Source organism: Bacillus cereus group sp. BfR-BA-01309 (assembly GCF_022664315.1).
GTDB classification, from domain to species: Bacteria; Bacillota; Bacilli; order Bacillales; family Bacillaceae_G; genus Bacillus_A; species Bacillus_A mobilis.
In genome coordinates this window covers 480,909-498,801 of the sequence record NZ_JAKUHE010000001.1, presented here as the reverse complement: position 1 = coordinate 498,801, position 17,893 = coordinate 480,909, and the positions used below count along the sequence as shown (strand labels likewise).

The window sequence follows — 17,893 nt, the reverse complement described above, 5'->3', positions numbered from 1 at the left end:
CACCTATTTACGATAAATTTAAAATATTTTTACAAATAAAAATATTATTTATAAAAAGTGTATATATGTACAGTTGGCACGTCAATTGCATAAAAGAAAGTGAGGGATGAAAAAGAAAGAAGGGAGGGGTGCTACGTGAGGCACTGTGACGTTTTAATAATAGGCGGTGGTATTATAGGCTGTTCTATCGCTTATTACACATCAAAATACGGAAGAGACGTAACAATCATTGAAAAAGGAGAATTTGTCAGTGGGACGTCTTCACGGTGTGACGGGAATATTTTGGCTATTGATAAAGACCCAGGATTTGATAGTCAAATGTCGTTAGTAAGTCAAAAATTAGTTACTGATTTAAGTGAAGAGTTAGAGCACTCATTTGAATATAGGGCGCCAGGAAGTATTCTCGTATGTGAGTCAGACGAAGAAATGGAAGCAGCGCAGCAATGGGTGAATCGTCAAAAAGAAGCTGGTTTACCGTTTCGAATGCTCGATAGGCAAGATATAAGAGAGGAATCGCCATTTTTTGCGGACGATTTATTAGGCGGGTTAGAATGCGCAACGGATTCGACTGTAAATCCATATCTTCTTGCTTTTTCACTTCTTGCAGAATCGAAGAAGTTTGGTACGAAAGCTTTTAATCATACAGAAGTAAAAGAAATGAAAAGAGATATAGACGGTTCCTTTGTTGTAGAAACGACTAACGGGACGTTTACTGCGAAGCAAGTGGTGAACGCAGCTGGTGTGTGGGCTCCGAAAATCGGAGAAATGTTGGATGTAAATATCCCAATTGAACCGAGAAAAGGGCATATTATTGTAGCTTCAAGGCAACAACACGTTGGTTGCCGTAAAGTAATGGAATTTGGTTATTTAATTTCTAAATTTGGCGGAAAACGAAAAGTGGATGCTTTAACTGAGAAATATGGGGTTGCTCTTGTATTTGAGCCGACAGAAAGCCAAAATTTTTTAATTGGTAGTAGTAGAGAGTTTGTAGGTTTTCATACGAAGATAAACAACGAAGTTATTAAATGTATTGCAAACAGAGCAATTCGTTTTTATCCGAAAATGGCGGATATGATGGTGATTCGTTCATATGCTGGATTACGCCCGTGGACAGAAGACCATTTGCCAATCATTTCACGTGTGGAACATATCCCGAACTACTTTATAGCAGCGGGGCATGAAGGGGATGGCATTAGCCTTGCAGCGGTTACTGGAAAAGTGATTGAAGAGTTATTAAATGAAAAAGAAACAATCATTCCAATTGAACCACTTCGTTTGAGTCGTTTTACAGAAAGGGTGTTAAACGGATGAGGTCACAAAGAGTCTTTACGACGATTGATACACATACGGGCGGGAATCCAACGAGGACATTGATAAGCGGACTTCCAAAGTTAATTGGAGAGACGATGGCAGAGAAGATGTTACATATGAAAAAGGAGTATGACTGGATTCGCAAATTGTTAATGAATGAACCGCGTGGTCATGATGTAATGTCAGGCGCATTATTAACAGATCCATGTCATCCTGAAGCTGATATTGGTGTTATTTACATAGAGACAGGTGGATATTTACCGATGTGTGGTCACGATACAATTGGTGTATGTACAGCTTTAATTGAATCAGGTTTAATTCCGGTAGTTGAACCGATTACTTCGTTAAAGTTAGACACACCAGCTGGCTTAGTTGAAGTGGATATCTTTGTTCAAGATGGAAAAGCGAAAGAAGTCTCCTTCTGTAACATACCAGCTTTTTTACTTAAACATATCACTGTACAAGTCGAAGGAATTGGAACTGTAGAGGCCGATATTGCGTATGGAGGGAATTTTTATGCCATTATCGATGCGAAATCAGTAGGTTTAGAGTTAGTACCAGAAAACGCATCTACAATCATCGATAAGGCAATTCATATTAGAAATATCATAAATGAGAAATTTGAAATCGTTCATCCAGAGTATTCGTTTATTAGAGGATTAACCCATGTTGAATTTTATACAGATCCTACTCATGAAAGTGCGCATGTGAAAAATACAGTTGTCGTTCCGCCAGGAGGAATTGATCGTTCTCCTTGTGGTACAGGAACATCAGCGAAATTAGCGGTATTATACGCTAATCAAAAAATCGAGATTAATGAAGAGTTTATTCACGAGAGTATCGTTGGCTCTCTATTTAAAGGGTGCGTCATTCATACGACAAATGTTGAAAATATGGAAGCTGTCGTAACAAAAATTACAGGTTCAGCTTGGCTTATGGGAATGCATAGATTTTTTTACAATGAAAAGGATCCACTTAAAGAAGGCTTTTTGCTAATTCCGCCGATGGAACATGAAACGGAGGATGTAAAATGAACATTCAAAAAATGTATACAGCAGTAGACGTACATGTAAATGGTGAAGCATTTCGTGTAATAAAAGATGTACCATGCAAATATTACTACAGTTTAGAACATTTAAATGAACAATTTTCAGGTGAATTAGCAGAAGAAATGAAGCTTTTATTAAATGAACCACGTGGTTTTATCGGTTTAAATGGATGTATCGTCGTTCCTTCTATTTATGCGGAAGTCGATGCAGCTGTATTATTTTTTAATCATGAAGGATCCATCCCTCTTCATTATGGAGGCATTGTCGCAGTCATTACGATGTTACTAGAAAGCGGTTATTTAAAAAAGAGAGATACGAATCAATACAAAATTGAAACGTTATCTGGCATATTTTCAGTCCATGCGTATGTAGAGAATGATGAAGTTGTATCTGTTTCATTTGAAAGTAAATTATGTTATATGATTGAGAAAAATTTGCAAATTGGTAATATAAGTTACTCCCTTATACAGGCAGATAAAGTATATGCAGTTGTAGAAAAGGATGCATATTCACCAGAAATCAGCATTGAAAACATCTCTAAATTAAAAAAATGGGGTGAAGTTACACTTCAAGCTATACAAAAACAGTCATTAATAAAAAGACTTATTTTAGTAGAATCTATGCAAACAGAAAAGAACCATATAAAGTCGATTACATTTCATGAAGATAACTTTATCGTACGTTCGCCTGGTTTTGTTTCTACTATTGTATCTTATGTTCATACATTATTTAAAAATGATTATATAGCGGATAAACCTTTTAAAAATGAAAGTATTTTTAATAGCTTTATAACAGTGGAACAAGTGAAGAAAGAAGAACTAGGCTACATTTTCCGATTTGAAAGTAGAGGATTTATTACAGGAATGCAGACGTTTCTATTAGACTCTACAGATCCGTTTCCGACAGGATTTTTATTAAAATAAAATAGTAAAGGGAGAGATAATTATGAAAAACATTAAAGGGGCATTTCCAGTATTAATCACACCGATGGATGAGTTTCAAGAAATTAATTGGAATGGTGTAAAACAAAACGTAAACTACTTTATTGAGCAAACAGTAGCTGGGATTATTATTAATGGAAGTACAGGAGAGTTCGTTAGTTTATCAAAAGAAGAACGATTTAAAATGGTAGAAACAGTATTAAAAGAAGTAGATGGCCGTATTCCAGTTATTGTTGGAACTGCAGCAGAAACGACGAAAGAAACGATTGAATATACGAAACATGCAGAAGCGCATGGAGCAGATTGTGCATTAATTATAAACTCGTACTATTGTAAACCGAAAGAAGAGGAAATTTATTTTCACTTTAAAGAAATCTCAAACGCTGTAAATATACCAATTATGTTATATAATAACCCGTTTACATCCGGTGTTGATATGAGTACGGAGCTCATGCTACGTATTGGAAAAGAATGTGAAAATGTTACACATATTAAAGAATCAAGCGGGGATATTCGAAAAGCTAGAGATTTAGTAAGACAAGGAGAAGGTGCTTTTCAAGTCTTCTGTGGGTCTGAAGATTTAGTTATGGAATCTTATTTAGTTGGTGCGACGGGATGGGTTTCAGTGGCAGGAAATATTGTACCAGGACTTGTTACGAAAATGTATAAGCATTTCCAAAACGGTGAATTAGAAAAAGCTTGGGAAATAAACGATGCGATTTTACCACTTTGTGAGTTTCTTGAAGGATCAGGAAAATATGTACAAATCGTTAAACGCTCAATGGAATTACACGGGCAAGCTGGGGGACCTTCTCGTTATCCAAGACTCGGATTAACTGAAGAAGAAGATCAAAAACTTCAAACGATTATTTCAAAAATTGCAGCTCATGCAGCTGTTTAAATAAGGAGGAGATCATATATGTTAACGACAAACATTGAGCTGAGACCAAAAGTGAAAGCGTTTTTAAATGAAGAAATTAAAATGTTTATTAATGGTGAATTTGTTCCTTCCATTAGCGGGAAGACATTTGAGACATACAATCCAGCAACAGAAGATGTTCTAGCTGTCGTATGCGAAGCGCAAGAAGAGGATATTGATGTAGCAGTAAAAGCGGCAAGATCTGCATTTGAATCAGGACCTTGGGCAGAAATGACTACTGCTGAAAGAGCGCATCTTATTTATAAATTAGCAGACTTAATTGAAGAGCATGGAGAAGAATTAGCACAGTTAGAAGCATTAGATAACGGGAAACCATATCAAGTTGCACTGGATGATGATATTGCAGCGACTGTAGAAAATTATCGTTATTATGCGGGATGGGCTACAAAAATTATCGGGCAAACTATTCCGATTTCAAAAGATTACTTAAATTACACACGCCATGAACCTGTTGGGGTTGTAGGTCAAATTATTCCTTGGAATTTTCCACTCGTTATGTCTTCTTGGAAAATGGGAGCAGCATTAGCAACAGGTTGTACAATCGTATTAAAACCAGCAGAACAAACGCCTTTATCGCTATTATATACAGCGAAACTCTTTAAAGAAGCAGGTTTTCCAAACGGTGTCGTAAACTTTGTGCCAGGTTTCGGCCCTGAAGCGGGAGCTGCAATCGTAAACCATCATGATATTGATAAGGTAGCCTTCACAGGTTCAACTGTTACAGGGAAATATATTATGCGTCAATCTGCAGAAACAATTAAACATGTAACGTTAGAACTTGGTGGTAAATCTCCAAATATCATTTTAGAAGACGCTGATTTAGAAGAAGCGATTAACGGTGCATTCCAAGGCATTATGTATAATCATGGACAAAATTGTAGTGCTGGTTCTCGCGTGTTCGTTCACCGAAAACATTACGAAACAGTCGTAAATGAACTAGTAAAAATGGCGAATAACGTGAAACTTGGAGCAGGTATGGAGAAGGAAACGGAAATGGGTCCACTTGTATCTAAAAAGCAACAAGAGCGTGTGCTACATTACATTGAACAAGGAAAAGCAGAAGGCGCTACTGTTGCTGCTGGTGGTGAACGGGCATTTGAAAAAGGATATTTTGTACAGCCAACAGTATTCACAAATGTTACTGATGATATGACAATTGTAAAAGAAGAAATTTTTGGACCAGTTGTCGTTGTACTTCCATTTGATTCAACAGAAGAGGTCATCGAAAGAGCAAATCGCTCTTCATACGGACTTGCTGCAGGCGTATGGACACAAAATATTAAAACAGGACATCAAGTTGCCAATAAATTAAAGGCAGGAACAGTATGGATCAATGATTATAACTTAGAAAATGCAGCTGCACCATTTGGTGGCTTTAAACAATCTGGTATCGGACGTGAGTTAGGTTCATATGCGCTTGATAACTATACAGAAGTGAAATGTGTTTGGGTAAATATAAAGTAATAGAGAATCTAACTGTTATTAAATAGAGGGATGAAATAATGAGAGATACGGACAACTGTAAGGTTTAATAATAGTTGTCCGTTTTCTTATATATAAAATAGTTTTCAAAAGAATGTTAAGGGGGATTTGGATGGAGCAATTAGTAGAGTGGTTAGTAGGGCAAGTATGGAGTATTGGGTTAGTTGTTTTCGCATTGGGGGCAGGTGTGTATTTTACAATTGCAACTCGTTTTCTACAAATTCGTTATTTTAAAGAAATGATTAAACTATTATTTGAAGGGAAGAGCTCGGAGACGGGAATTTCATCCTTTCAAGCATTTTGTTTAGCGTTATCTGGTAGGGTTGGAATAGGTAATATTGCAGGGGTCGCGACAGCTATTGCTTTTGGCGGACCTGGAGCTGTATTTTGGATGTGGGTAATGGCACTTTTAGGTGCAGCGAGCGCATTTGTTGAATCAACATTATCTCAAGTATATAAAAGTAAAGTCGGAAATGAATACCGCGGTGGTACACCATATTTCATTGAAAAAGGCCTGAAAATGAAATGGTTTGCTGTCATTGTAGCGGTCGTTGTAACACTTTCATATGGTGTTTTACTACCAGGTATTCAATCTAGTAGTATCGCAGTTGGTTTTGAAAACTCTAATGGCATTAGCAAATATATAACTGGTATATTGTTAGTCGTACTATTAGCGGCGATCATTTTTGGTGGCGTAAAGAGAATTGCTGGCGTTTCGCAAATGCTTGTTCCATTTATGGCAATAGGTTATGTAATTGTTACATGTATCGTATTACTTGCGAATGTAACAGAAATTCCAAGTATGTTCGCTTTAATTTTCTCTAGTGCTTTTGGTGTAAATGAAATGTTTGGCGGAATCGTCGGCGCAGCAATCGCATGGGGAGTAAAACGCGCTGTATTTTCAAATGTTGCTGGCGTTGGAGAAGCGACGTATAGCTCCGCTGCCGCTGAAGTATCCCATCCTGCAAAACAAGGGTTAGTTCAAGCATTTTCTGTATATATCGATACAATTGTTGTTTGTACAGCGACAGCTCTTATGATTTTAATAACAGGTATGTATAATGTTATACCTGAAGGGAAAAGCGCTATTGTAAAAAATATAGGGAATGTGGATGCAGGTCCGATCTATACACAACAAGCAGTTGAAACTGTTATAACAGGGTTTGGTCCATTATTCATTTCAATCGCAATCTTCTTCTTCGCATTTACAACATTACTCGCATATTACTATATCGCTGAAACGACACTTACTTATTTAGATCGCGATCTTAAACATAGATGGTTAAAACCAGTTTTAAAAATTGGATTTTTAATTATGGTTTACATCGGTAGCGTAGAATCAGCGTCTCTTTTATGGAATCTTGGAGATTTAGGAATTGGTAGTATGGCATGGTTAAATCTAATCGCGATTCTACTACTAAGTAAAATTGCATTAAAAGTGTTAAAAGATTATGAAGCACAGAAAAAAGAAGGAAAAGATCCCGTGTTTGATCCTAGAAATGTAGGAATTGAAGGATTAACATTTTGGGAAGAAAGAAGTAAAGAGATTGAAAGGAAAAACTATAAGGAACAATCAGTAGTGGATGATAGTCTGAAATTGTAGTTAAAATAAACTGAATATTCGTTCTTTTAATGGAGTATATTGCCTTCTTTTCATCACATACTACAATAGGTACACATAATTTGAATGGGGGTAATAATAAGATGGAACACGAACAACATAGTTCAGTAAATGATGTTCTACATCATTATAAAGAAGGGATTGGTAGTTTTACAAACCAAATTCCTGAAATTGCTGAAACATATAATGCATTCACGCAAGCTTGTTTTCAAGAGGGTTCTTTAACAAAAAGAGAAAAACAACTTATTGCATTAGGAATTAGTCTAGCAACGCAAGACGAATATTGTACTATTTATCATACAAAAGGTTGTCTTGATCAAGGATGCTCAGATAAAGAAATTCTGGAAGCATGTGGTGTATCAGCAGCATTTGCTGGTGGAGCTGCAATGAGTCAAGCTGTAACTTTAGTGCAGGAATGTTTAACAGAACTGAAAAATCAAAATCATTGAATGTAAAAAAACGTTTTAAACTTTATGTTTAAAACGTTTTTTATGTGAAATTAAATTTGTACTCACTTTAATATTCTATGTCTTTATAAATTGATTTCTCTACATCAGAAAGAACTTTGTATTTGCTCTAACCAATTATAGATTCTAATAATTTCATCTTAGTATTTCATTGTTCCTTCGTTTAAAATTGGTACAATGAAACAAAAGGGGGATTAGTAATGCAAAATGTAGGAATTGAAGAGATTAAGGAAATAGAAGATGATGTGGAAGAGCTTTCTAAACTTTTGAAAACGGTTGTAGATGATGGGGCGTCAATTGGTTTTTTACCTCCATTGGAACTAAAAGAATCCGCGAAGTATTGGGAAACTGTATTAGCACCAGAAGTAATCTTATATGTTGCTAAAATAAATAATGAAGTGGCAGGGAGTATTCAATTACATTTAGTTACAAAGCCTAATGGGATTCATAGAGCCGAAATTTGCAAATTAATGACTCATCCAAACTTTAGACGTAATGGCATTGGACGTTTACTTATGCAAAAAGCAGAGGAGCGAGCAAAGCAAGAAAATAGGTCTCTTTTAGTGCTAGATACGAGAGAAGGAGACCCTTCTAATAGATTGTATAAATCATTAGAGTATCAAGAAGTTGGAAATATACCAGAATACGCAATTTCTCCGAGTGGTGAGTTAGGTGCAACGGTAATTTATTATAAAATGATTTAGTTTTTTGTTTGAAAAGGGGAATAATTCCAAGTGGAACGTTTGTTATTATGTTTGTGTGTTGATTTATAAAAAATATTGATAATTTAAAACAATGTTTGATAAACTTTGTAACTTCATCTGGAACGTTCAATTAAAGGGCTAGTTTGTAGGGGGATAACAGGTTTTTTAGAGTCATTATTTAACGTATTATCCAAAAGAAGTCTCCTTCCTCAAGCGTGTTAGCTCGGCTGTCTGCCCTATGACAAATTCGTTAGCTGTCAAAAGTAGCGATGAACCGAGAAGCCCCCACTTCGGGGTAAGTTCGTAAGTGATACTCAGTGGGTGGTAGTTCACATAGGAATTTTGAAGTCTTTTGGTGAATAGTAAATGTTAATCTAAAAGATGGAGGTTCCTGTAATGTTGAAACTGTTTCAATATAACTGGCAAGTTCGTAATGATTGGTTTACATGGTGCGAAGACATCTCAGCCGAAGAACTGGTAAAGAAACGGGTCGGTGGGTTCGGCAGTATACTACATACTCTATTTCATATTGTAGATGTGGAATATATGTGGATCTTAGGGTTGCGTGGTGAATCAGTGCCTGAGGAGCCATCGTTTGAAGAGTATGCTAGCTTACAAAAAGTGAAAAATCTTTCAGCTCAATACCACGGGAAAGTGAAGCCATTTGTGACATCTTGGACAAATGAAATGGATTCTCGAAAACTTTCAAAAGCTGACTTCAATGAAGAGCCAATCAGCTCAAGAGACGCACCAATTAGGCACCGAGTCATTGAATGTACACACGGAGAGTTAATACGTCATGTCATTGTCCACGAAATCCACCATATCGGCCAGTTATCTATATGGGCACGAGAGGTAGGAAAGGAGCCAGTTTCCGCAAATCTGAGAGGGAGAGGGCTATTTGATAACTAGACTAACTTTGCCAATTTCGTAATTTATTTATAAACGAATAGTTTAATTGAGTATATTTAACACCGCCTATATTTCTCTAGCGGTGTTATTTGAATGTATCAATAAAATTTATTTAATGTACTAATTGAATTTGAGAAAGTTTTTAGAGGGTTCATTTCGTTATGCTCTTCGACTTATAATGGATGTAGAGAAGATGACTAGCTGACTATAGTTATTTTCGCTTTATTATGGGAAAGGGGATGACGAAATGAAAACGAAAGGTTTACAGAAGGTGAAAAAAGTTATATTAAGTGGTGGCATATTACTAACGGGATTGTTAACTTTTGGTTTTTCAGAAAAAGCTTCCGCTCATGGATATGTTGAATCACCAGCGAGCCGCTCTTATTTATGTAAGCAAGGGGTAAATGTAAATTGCGGTCCGATTCAATATGAACCGCAAAGTGTAGAAGGAATAGGTGGATTCCCTCTATTAGGACCTTCTGATGGACAAATCGCAGGAGCTGGCCATTTTCCTGCTTTAGACGTTCAAACAGTAGATAGGTGGAAGAAAGTTACGTTAAACGGCGGGACGAATACATTTAAGTGGAAACTAACCGCACCTCATAGTACGAAAGAATGGAAATATTATATTACGAAAAAAGATTGGAATCCAAATAAACCATTATCACGATCTGATTTAGATTTAGTACCATTCTATGTGAAAAATGACGGAGGGGCTAAACCAGGAACTTCCGTAACACATGAAGCAAATGTTCCTACTGATAGAAATGGATATCACCTTATTTTAGCTGTATGGGAAATTGCAGATACGGGGAATGCATTTTATCAAGTTATAGATGTTAACCTTGTAAATAACGGTTTGGCATCGAATTTCGCGCAAAATCATGTAGTGCAAGTTCCTACACTATTTTAAATAAAAAATACATTTTGATCATCTAATTCATTTTAGATGATCTTTTTTACGAAAAACGATGAAAAATATAGAAGAAAGTGCAATTATTTATAAAAAATTCGGCTTTAAATATTGTCATATTTGCTTCTTTAAGATATCCTTTTCATGAAGAGGTGGAAAACATGGAAAAAGTACTAGTTTTCGGGCATAAAAACCCAGATACAGATGCAATTTGTTCTGCAATTGCTTATGCAGAATTGAAAAAAGAATTAGGAATGAATGCTGAGCCTGTACGTTTAGGCGAAATCAGCGGTGAAACTCAATTTGCGTTAGACCATTTTAAAGTAGAAGGACCGCGTTTTGTTGAGACAGTTGCAAGCGAAGTGGACAACGTTATTTTAGTTGATCATAACGAGCGTCAACAAAGTGCTAACGATATCGAATCTGTTCGTGTGTTAGAAGTTATTGACCATCACCGTATTGCTAACTTTGAAACAAGCGATCCTATTTACTACCGTTGTGAGCCAGTTGGCTGTACAGCTACAATCTTAAACAAAATGTACAAAGAAAACGGCGTTACAATTCGTAAAGAAGTTGCAGGTTTAATGTTATCTGCAATCATTTCAGATTCTTTACTATTCAAATCTCCAACTTGCACAGAGCAAGACGTAGCAGCAGCTCGTGAATTAGCAGAAATCGCTGGTGTAGATGCTGATAGCTACGGCTTAGAAATGTTAAAAGCTGGTGCTGACTTAAGCGGAAAAACAATGGAGCAATTAATCTCTCTTGACGCTAAAGAATTCCAAATGGGTAATGCGAAAGTTGAAATCGCACAAGTAAACGCTGTTGATACAAACGACGTTCTTGTACACCAAGCGGAACTTGAAAAAGTTATCTCTGCAGTAGTAGAAGAAAAAGGTTTAGACCTATTCTTATTCGTTGTAACTGATATCTTAACTAACGATTCTGTCGGTCTTGCGATCGGTAAAGCAGCAAACGTTGTTGAGAAAGCATACAACGTATCTCTAGAAAACAACACTGCTACTTTAAAAGGTGTTGTATCTCGTAAAAAACAAATCGTACCAGTATTAACAGAAGCATTCCAAGCTTAATAGTATTGAGCACGGTTTAACAAAAAGGACAAGTAGTCAGATTGGCTACTTGTCCTTTTTTATCTCGAAAAAACAGAAAATTAAAAACGGGAGGATTGTGTATGCTTAATGATTTAGAAAGTAAATTACAGTCACTTTTAGAGCGAAATATTACTTCTGTTTCAGAATTAGAGCGTTGGCTTTTGGAGGAATTGCATGTAAACGCTGAAATAGAAGAGGAGATAACAAGTAGTTTAATCGCCATGTATAGAGATACAAATGACAGAAATATACGTGATTTACATATGTATAATCAAAATACAATTCAACCACTTTTAAAAAGATACAATGCAAAATTTGACCAGAAATTTAGAGAGTGTTCATTTTCAAATTTATTAGATGACCAGAAATATGGATTTATGAAAAAAGCAAGAGTAGTAAAAAGTAAAATGTTTAATGAAAAGAACCTTGCTCTTTCCATTAAAGAGCAAGAGCTTATTACGAAATATAGAAAAATAATGTCTAACATATCTATTAATTGGGAAGGTGAGCAAAAGACGTATGCATACGTAAAAGCAAAGCTAGATAACCCCAATAGAGCTATTCGCGAAAAAGCTTGGCATGCTTTATGTGAAGCAAGAAGTGCAGTGAAAATAGAAATAGATTGTATTATGAATGAACTCGTACAACTGCGGAATGAGATAGCTTTACATGCAGGATGTAATAATTATAGTGAATATGATTTTAAACAAAAAAATAGGGATTATAGTATGGAAGAGTGTTATAAACTTCATGAATCTATAGAAAAATATGTTGTACCAATTTTGAAGCAGTTAGGAAGTCTTTCTAAAAAGAATCTCGGTGTAAAAACGTATCACCCTTGGGATCTAACGCCTTGTAATTTACCAAAAGCCCCATTTCAAAATACCGTTGATTTATTGGATGGGGTGGAAGAAATGTTTCGGAAGACTGATTTATATTTTTATGAGAAATTTCTTCATATAAGGAAAGCTGGATTCATTGACGTAGAAGAACGTGAAAATAAGGCGCCAGGAGCCGCTTGTTTTACCTTGCCTCATAGTAAAGAGGTTTTTGTGTATTCTAATTTTAGTCCATCATTTTATGCAATTAATGCACTCATACATGAAGTAGGGCATGCGTTTCATTTTTATAGACAATTTAACAATGATAGTAGCATGCAGGAAAGATATCTTCGTGAAGAAGTGGCTGAGCTTTATTCCCTTAGCCTTGAGTTGCTAGTAATGGATAAGCTGAATATCTTTTATAAGCAAGAGGATGAATATAAAGAAGTGCAGTGCGTACAATTATATCGTGCCTTGTCTTTATTAATGTCGTCAATTGCAGGAGATGTATTTCAGCACTGGCTCTATACAAATCCAAACCAGACACCAGAAGAACGTGATAAGAAATACGCTGAAATATGCAAAAGGTATCAATATTCATCAGTCGAAATTACAGGATTAGAGAATGAAATCGGTGCAAGCTGGTTAGAGTCATTTCACTATATTCAGTTTCCTTTTTATCAAATTGAATACGCCATTGCACAAATAGGAGCAATGCAATTGTTTCAAATTTATCGGAAAGATCCAGAAAAAGCGATTGCTTTCTTTAAAGAGGGAGCGAGTACAGATTGGAATTTAACTATACAAGAAATATATGAAAAAACAGGTGTCACGTTTGATTTTTCGGAAGAAAGGATTGAAAGTACTGCAAGTGTTATTTTGGATCTGATTAGCGAATTAAAATAAGGATAGTATTAGCTATCCTTATAACTGTTTATTCGTAGATTTTTTCTTGTTTATATAAAATGTAATAATAGCCGCAATGATGAAAATAGGTATGGCATACGCTTGCCCAACAAACAATTTCCAGCCAATATGATTATAACCTTCAGATGCTGGAGCAATCATAGCGATTATGCAAACAATAATATAGAGTACTAGTGCAGGGATTATATTTTTCAATTGTTCACCTCCTTTTCATAAAATCATCACATGTATATTTATATAATACATTATAGTTTGAGGAAAGATATATGTTTTTCTAACATTTATGTAAATAAAAGGGTTTATTTTAAGTGGAATAGAATAGGTGTATGTAGAATGATATAGGGGTGTTACATAGAATGAACAATATATTAAATCGAATAAAGAAAGATGTAAATATAGAATTATTGAATACGCTATGGCCTGGTTTTAATAGGACTGCATTTGCATTATATAATGATGAACATGTGTATGTATTTCATCATCCAATATTATTGAAAGATGATGGTGAGTATGCCGTTTTAAAGCGGGATGAACAATTTAAGGCTGATACATTTATCTTATTAAAAGATTATCCGACTGCCATCGTGAATATGAATAGGTATAGCGATTATGAAAGTTTACTTGCAGTTGTGGTGCATGAACTTTTTCATTGCTATCAATATTTGAATAAAGAAAGTAGATTTCCAAATGAATCTTTAGGATTTCAATATCCTATAACAGAAGAAAATATAGAATTGCGAAATAAAGAGCGCATTTGTTTATATAATGCTGTGCACTGTAAGTCACAAGCTGAGAAAAATAATTATATTAAGCAATTTATCGAATTAAGAGAACAAAGAACTCATTTTATAAAAGAAGAGTTTATAACTTATGAGTGTATGGTTGAAAGTATAGAGGGGCCTGCTTGGTATGTTGAAATGAACGCCCGCATTGCAGTATGTATAAATGATGAAAGTGAAACATTACGAAAATATAGCGGACTTATTTTAGATACATATGATACTAATTATAACATTAGGAAGAGCTGCTATAGCTCAGGAATGCTTTTATGTTTATTATTAGATGAAATCCATCCTGAATGGAAAACGAACTTCTTTAATAGTGATAAATCGTTATATGCTTTTTTAAAACAGAATATTAATGTTGTTTTAAGTTTAAATAATGAATTTGTAATAAGCAAAGAAACGAAGCAAATCCTTCGTTTTGTTCAAAACGAAAGAGACAAGGAATTTAAACAATTTTATAAGGAAAAAGGATATCATTTGTATATTGTAGGGAGTATACAATTAAATTCGTTTAATCCAATGAATGTAAAATTAAACAAAAATAAAGCGTTACATAAAACCTTTTTAAGTGTACGTATACATAATAAAACATATATGATAAATCAACCTGTTTTAGCATCTTTTGAAGAAGATTTTAAAAATATGACACAAGTTCATATTATAATGAATGAAAAGCCGATAGAAACAAATAATGGTTGGAACGTAGTGGGTATTGGTGATATAGAAGCTGAGTATGAAGAAGAAGGGAATTCTATATTTTTATATTTAAAAAGTTAGAAGTGAGGTAAGAAATAAAGATGAAAAGGTTATGCATAATTCCATGCGGAAAAAAGAAAATTTGGGATAAGTATCCGGATTACGGACCGATGGAGGCAAAAGATGTATATATTAGCCCGTTCGGAAAAGCATGTCAGGCGTATGCAACTATGTTTTTTGAGAATTGGGTTATATTATCAGCGAAGCATGGATTTTTAAGACCAAATGATATTGTACTAGAAAACTATGATCTTGCCTTTGATTCAAAGAGCGATGAAATTATTAGCATGGAACAATTAAAACAACAAATAATTGAAAAAGACTTGCTTCAGTTTGATGAAGTAGTGTTACTTGCAGGGAAGAAGCATAAAAAAGTAGTGACACAATTCTATCCAGGAGAAATCATTACGTACCCGTTAGCAGGGTGTAAAGGAATTGGGTATATGTTGCAGAGATTGAAGCGGGCAGTGGAGGCGCAGAAGGAAGTATAGGGATAAATTAGTAATATAGATTCAAATTATACCAAATGAATACATTTAAAATAGACTAGTAAACAAGCCTTTTTCGTTATTAAACATAGAATATGATGAACGCTATAGAGGGGAGAGTCATATTCATGTGTAATAATTGTGGTTGTAGACGTAAACGTGACTGTGATTGTGATGATTGCCGTCGTAATCGTAAACGTGACGACGATGATGATAAATGTCGTAAGTGGTAATGTTTTTAAAAGAGTACTTTGAAGTAAAGTACTCTTTTTTTGTATGAACCTTTTAAATTCCATCTTGCACAGATTTTTTTACAATTTCCCACGTGTCTTGTTTTTTAATCTGTATAGCTACATTAGTTCCGGTAGATTCCGTATAAAAGATATATCCATTGTTTTCATCCACATATGTTAATGGTTCACCTATGCAATCTCGTGAACAAGAAGTATTAATTAGCTCGATTAATGATAGTTGGCTCGGATCGGTTTTACTTGAATCTATAATAGTATCAAGGTCTGTTTTACGATAACCTTGTAAGTTCACATGGAAATGCTGTTCAATTTCTCCTGTAATACTCGTATTCATTACTTCAGCAGAATGTTTCTTTTCTTGAAGAAATCCGTTTTCATAAAGTAATTTTGTATATCCAAGCCATCCAATTAAAACTAGCATAATAAACAAACTACATATTTTAAGTGTTCGAAGCCGTTTACTAACAATTGTTTCTGAGTATTTCATTCAGTTTAATCCTCCATTGTTTTTAATTTAAGGTATGCCTAGATCCATATTTTTAGAAGAAAGATAGAAGTTAACGAGGCCTTGAACCCAAAAAAGAAAGCATCCGAAGTTAGATGCTTTCTTTTTTGCGTATTATTCACTATCTGTTCGTTACTTGTTTCATAAGTGGTCTTATTTCTTTAACGGGTGGTTTTTTATCATAAGCATCAACGTAAGAGAAATAGTAATTTAAGTTTCTGAGAAGGCCTTTTCCTATTTTGGCGCTTAAGAATGGAAATACTTGTCCAGTATAATCGTCGAGAGATTTACAGTAGTATTTTTCATCTAAATAAATACTGTATTTACATGTTAGTTCTACTAGTGAGTTCCCTTCATCATCAATTACTTCCTTAGAATCAATAATGTCTATTAATGCGAATTTTTCATTTAGATAAACTTTCTTTTTTTTCTCGTGTTTATTTGTGAGTATAAATACGAGACCAATGGCGTTAATCAAAAGATTTCCTCCTATAAAAAACGGATATTAATAAAATATATCGATATACGTTAAATGTAAAGAGGGGAGGTGAAATTTCATTCATAGAAAGTTTAATAAGCCGATTTGTGTTTTCAAATCGGCTTATTATTATTGAAATACTTGCGGGAATTGCTTTACGATTGCGTTTGTTATCATATCAGCCATTTCTAATGCTTCTTTTTCAATTTTATCGTATAGTTTTACGCTTGCTTCAAAATCTTTATTTAGGAAAGCAAGTGCTTCTGCTTTTGTTAAGGCTAAATGTTCATAAAACATTTTTCTAAATTCTTCTTTTTCTATATATGGGTTGATGCTAGTAAGAAACGCCACAATTTCATCTCCGTTAGCGTACCATTTCTTCTCTATAGCGGCAGCTGCATTTTGATCACCAGCTTTTGCGGCTTTAACAAGATCTGCTGCAATGACTAAGTGGTCTTTAATTAAAGCACTATATTTTTTTACAGCATCCTCACCATAGAATGGTTCAAGTGACAGTCCCATATGTGTTGCATTTTGAAGAAGTCGCCCGACTGTAACGTTTACGTCTGGTAAATTAAAGACAATGCTAATAATAGCTAATCTAGTCCAAGCAACGTGTTGTTCCCATAAAGAACGCATATAACCTTTTAAAAAGTTCTCGTTTTTACTAATTCGGTAATTACGTACAGATGTATCAAAGTGTACATAAGGGTTATGATAGGGAGAATAATACGATTGCCAATAAGTATACATAAACAGTAACACTCCTTTGAACATGTATAACTCAAAGTATGATGGGAATTTATTTTTAGTTACGTGTCCTAGATTAATTTCAAAAATTGATATGGAAAAGATGAAGAATTTCATTGTGGTATATATAAATAAAATGAATATAAAAATAAATGAGGCTCTGCAAGGGAAGTTGCAGAGCCTCAAAAGGGTATTGCCGAGATGTCGGACTCGACTACGTAATACTATCATAAAATTCTTTTAAAAAAACCTGGTAAATGTGTCCAAATGCAAGTGGATCTTTAATAAAGTCAAAAAGATCCGCTTCCCGCAGCAGATCCCTTTAACTAGATAATGTTGATGAGCAAAAACTCATCTGGAGTACTTTTATAGTAACAAGTGAAAATGATTTTGTGTATTGAGAAAAAAAGAATTGAATAATTAAATGTTTAGCTTTTATATTTTAGTTTTTGTGATTATCACCATTTGTTGTAAGTAGAGTATGGTTATAAAATGGAGAAAAGATTTACAAATACATCCAAAAATGTACTGGGATATATAATAATAATAAAAGACCTACTTTTGAAAGCAGGTCAACTTATGGGGTTTATCCAACTGAATATTTCATATGATATCAACTGTATTGTAGTAAGTCTATAAGGTTTATATTGAGAAAATTATTATGAATGATATATTTCACA

General features: G+C 34.6%; 18 protein-coding genes. 14 read left to right on the top strand and 4 right to left on the bottom strand.

The genetic code is table 11. From position 1 onward, the window contains the following. Nucleotides 1-135 precede the first annotated feature (135 nt). The 12 genes from MR115_RS02565 (at nucleotide 136) to MR115_RS02510 (ending at nucleotide 13,179) form a co-directional block, all read left to right on the top strand. Nucleotides 136-1,311 carry an NAD(P)/FAD-dependent oxidoreductase gene (locus tag MR115_RS02565; protein WP_242239730.1) on the top strand — a complete coding sequence of 392 codons (1,176 nt, stop codon included), beginning with the start codon at nucleotides 136-138 and terminating at the stop codon, nucleotides 1,309-1,311. After that, nucleotides 1,308-2,345: a proline racemase family protein gene (locus MR115_RS02560; protein ID WP_071723467.1), complete on the top strand. Its 1,038-nt coding sequence runs from the start codon at nucleotides 1,308-1,310 to the stop codon at nucleotides 2,343-2,345. The genes MR115_RS02565 and MR115_RS02560 overlap by 4 nt, the downstream gene beginning before the upstream one ends. After that, on the top strand, nucleotides 2,342-3,283 hold the full coding sequence (locus tag MR115_RS02555; RefSeq protein WP_242239728.1) for a proline racemase family protein: 942 nt from the start codon (nucleotides 2,342-2,344) through the stop codon (nucleotides 3,281-3,283). The genes MR115_RS02560 and MR115_RS02555 overlap by 4 nt, the downstream gene beginning before the upstream one ends. Nucleotides 3,284-3,305: 22 nt before the next feature. Next, nucleotides 3,306-4,202: a 4-hydroxy-tetrahydrodipicolinate synthase gene (dapA, locus tag MR115_RS02550; RefSeq protein WP_242239726.1), complete on the top strand. Its 897-nt coding sequence runs from the start codon at nucleotides 3,306-3,308 to the stop codon at nucleotides 4,200-4,202. 18 nt (nucleotides 4,203-4,220) lie between these two features. Next, complete coding sequence (locus tag MR115_RS02545) at nucleotides 4,221-5,705, top strand: aldehyde dehydrogenase family protein (protein WP_242239723.1); 1,485 nt, start codon at nucleotides 4,221-4,223, stop codon at nucleotides 5,703-5,705. Nucleotides 5,706-5,835: 130 nt separating this feature from the next. Further along, nucleotides 5,836-7,326 (top strand): alanine/glycine:cation symporter family protein, encoded by a 1,491-nt coding sequence (locus MR115_RS02540; RefSeq protein WP_242239721.1) that lies wholly within the window; start codon nucleotides 5,836-5,838, stop codon nucleotides 7,324-7,326. 29 nt (nucleotides 7,327-7,355) lie between these two features. Continuing rightward, nucleotides 7,356-7,793, top strand: coding sequence for a carboxymuconolactone decarboxylase (locus MR115_RS02535; RefSeq protein ID WP_242239720.1), 438 nt, complete (start codon nucleotides 7,356-7,358; stop codon nucleotides 7,791-7,793). Nucleotides 7,794-8,011: 218 nt separating this feature from the next. Further along, the gene (locus MR115_RS02530) at nucleotides 8,012-8,515 is read left to right on the top strand and encodes a GNAT family N-acetyltransferase (protein WP_242239715.1); all 504 of its coding nucleotides are present in this window, start codon (nucleotides 8,012-8,014) and stop codon (nucleotides 8,513-8,515) included. Between the two features lie 396 nt (nucleotides 8,516-8,911). Then, the gene (locus tag MR115_RS02525) at nucleotides 8,912-9,427 is read left to right on the top strand and encodes a DinB family protein (protein ID WP_242239713.1); all 516 of its coding nucleotides are present in this window, start codon (nucleotides 8,912-8,914) and stop codon (nucleotides 9,425-9,427) included. A gap of 247 nt (nucleotides 9,428-9,674) precedes the next feature. Beyond that, nucleotides 9,675-10,340, top strand: a complete 666-nt coding sequence (locus MR115_RS02520) for a lytic polysaccharide monooxygenase (RefSeq protein WP_242239711.1) — start codon at nucleotides 9,675-9,677, stop codon at nucleotides 10,338-10,340. Between the two features lie 161 nt (nucleotides 10,341-10,501). Continuing rightward, nucleotides 10,502-11,431 (top strand): manganese-dependent inorganic pyrophosphatase, encoded by a 930-nt coding sequence (gene ppaC / locus MR115_RS02515; RefSeq protein ID WP_000416841.1) that lies wholly within the window; start codon nucleotides 10,502-10,504, stop codon nucleotides 11,429-11,431. Between the two features lie 101 nt (nucleotides 11,432-11,532). Next, complete coding sequence (locus tag MR115_RS02510; protein WP_242239710.1) at nucleotides 11,533-13,179, top strand: M3 family oligoendopeptidase; 1,647 nt, start codon at nucleotides 11,533-11,535, stop codon at nucleotides 13,177-13,179. 18 nt (nucleotides 13,180-13,197) lie between these two features. On the opposite strand, the gene MR115_RS02505 is transcribed toward MR115_RS02510, so the two are convergent. Then, complete coding sequence (locus MR115_RS02505) at nucleotides 13,198-13,395, bottom strand: DUF4017 family protein (protein ID WP_046954126.1); 198 nt, start codon at nucleotides 13,393-13,395, stop codon at nucleotides 13,198-13,200. 161 nt (nucleotides 13,396-13,556) lie between these two features. Here MR115_RS02505 and MR115_RS02500 point away from each other — a divergent pair, with 161 nt between their 5' ends. Together MR115_RS02500 and MR115_RS02495 are read left to right on the top strand one after the other, a co-directional pair. Further along, on the top strand, nucleotides 13,557-14,762 hold the full coding sequence (locus MR115_RS02500; RefSeq protein ID WP_242239708.1) for a peptide ABC transporter permease: 1,206 nt from the start codon (nucleotides 13,557-13,559) through the stop codon (nucleotides 14,760-14,762). Between the two features lie 20 nt (nucleotides 14,763-14,782). Next, complete coding sequence (locus MR115_RS02495) at nucleotides 14,783-15,232, top strand: DUF6884 domain-containing protein (protein ID WP_242239707.1); 450 nt, start codon at nucleotides 14,783-14,785, stop codon at nucleotides 15,230-15,232. Nucleotides 15,233-15,514: 282 nt separating this feature from the next. On the opposite strand, the gene MR115_RS02490 is transcribed toward MR115_RS02495, so the two are convergent. The 3 genes from MR115_RS02490 to MR115_RS02480 all read right to left on the bottom strand — a co-directional run bounded on the left by MR115_RS02490 (nucleotide 15,515) and on the right by MR115_RS02480 (nucleotide 17,216). Beyond that, nucleotides 15,515-15,967 (bottom strand): hypothetical protein, encoded by a 453-nt coding sequence (locus MR115_RS02490; protein WP_242239706.1) that lies wholly within the window; start codon nucleotides 15,965-15,967, stop codon nucleotides 15,515-15,517. Nucleotides 15,968-16,106: 139 nt separating this feature from the next. Next, nucleotides 16,107-16,463 carry a hypothetical protein gene (locus MR115_RS02485; protein WP_000606238.1) on the bottom strand — a complete coding sequence of 119 codons (357 nt, stop codon included), beginning with the start codon at nucleotides 16,461-16,463 and terminating at the stop codon, nucleotides 16,107-16,109. Between the two features lie 129 nt (nucleotides 16,464-16,592). After that, nucleotides 16,593-17,216, bottom strand: coding sequence for an acetylglutamate kinase (locus MR115_RS02480; protein ID WP_166703759.1), 624 nt, complete (start codon nucleotides 17,214-17,216; stop codon nucleotides 16,593-16,595). Between the last annotated feature and the right edge of the window lie 677 nt (nucleotides 17,217-17,893).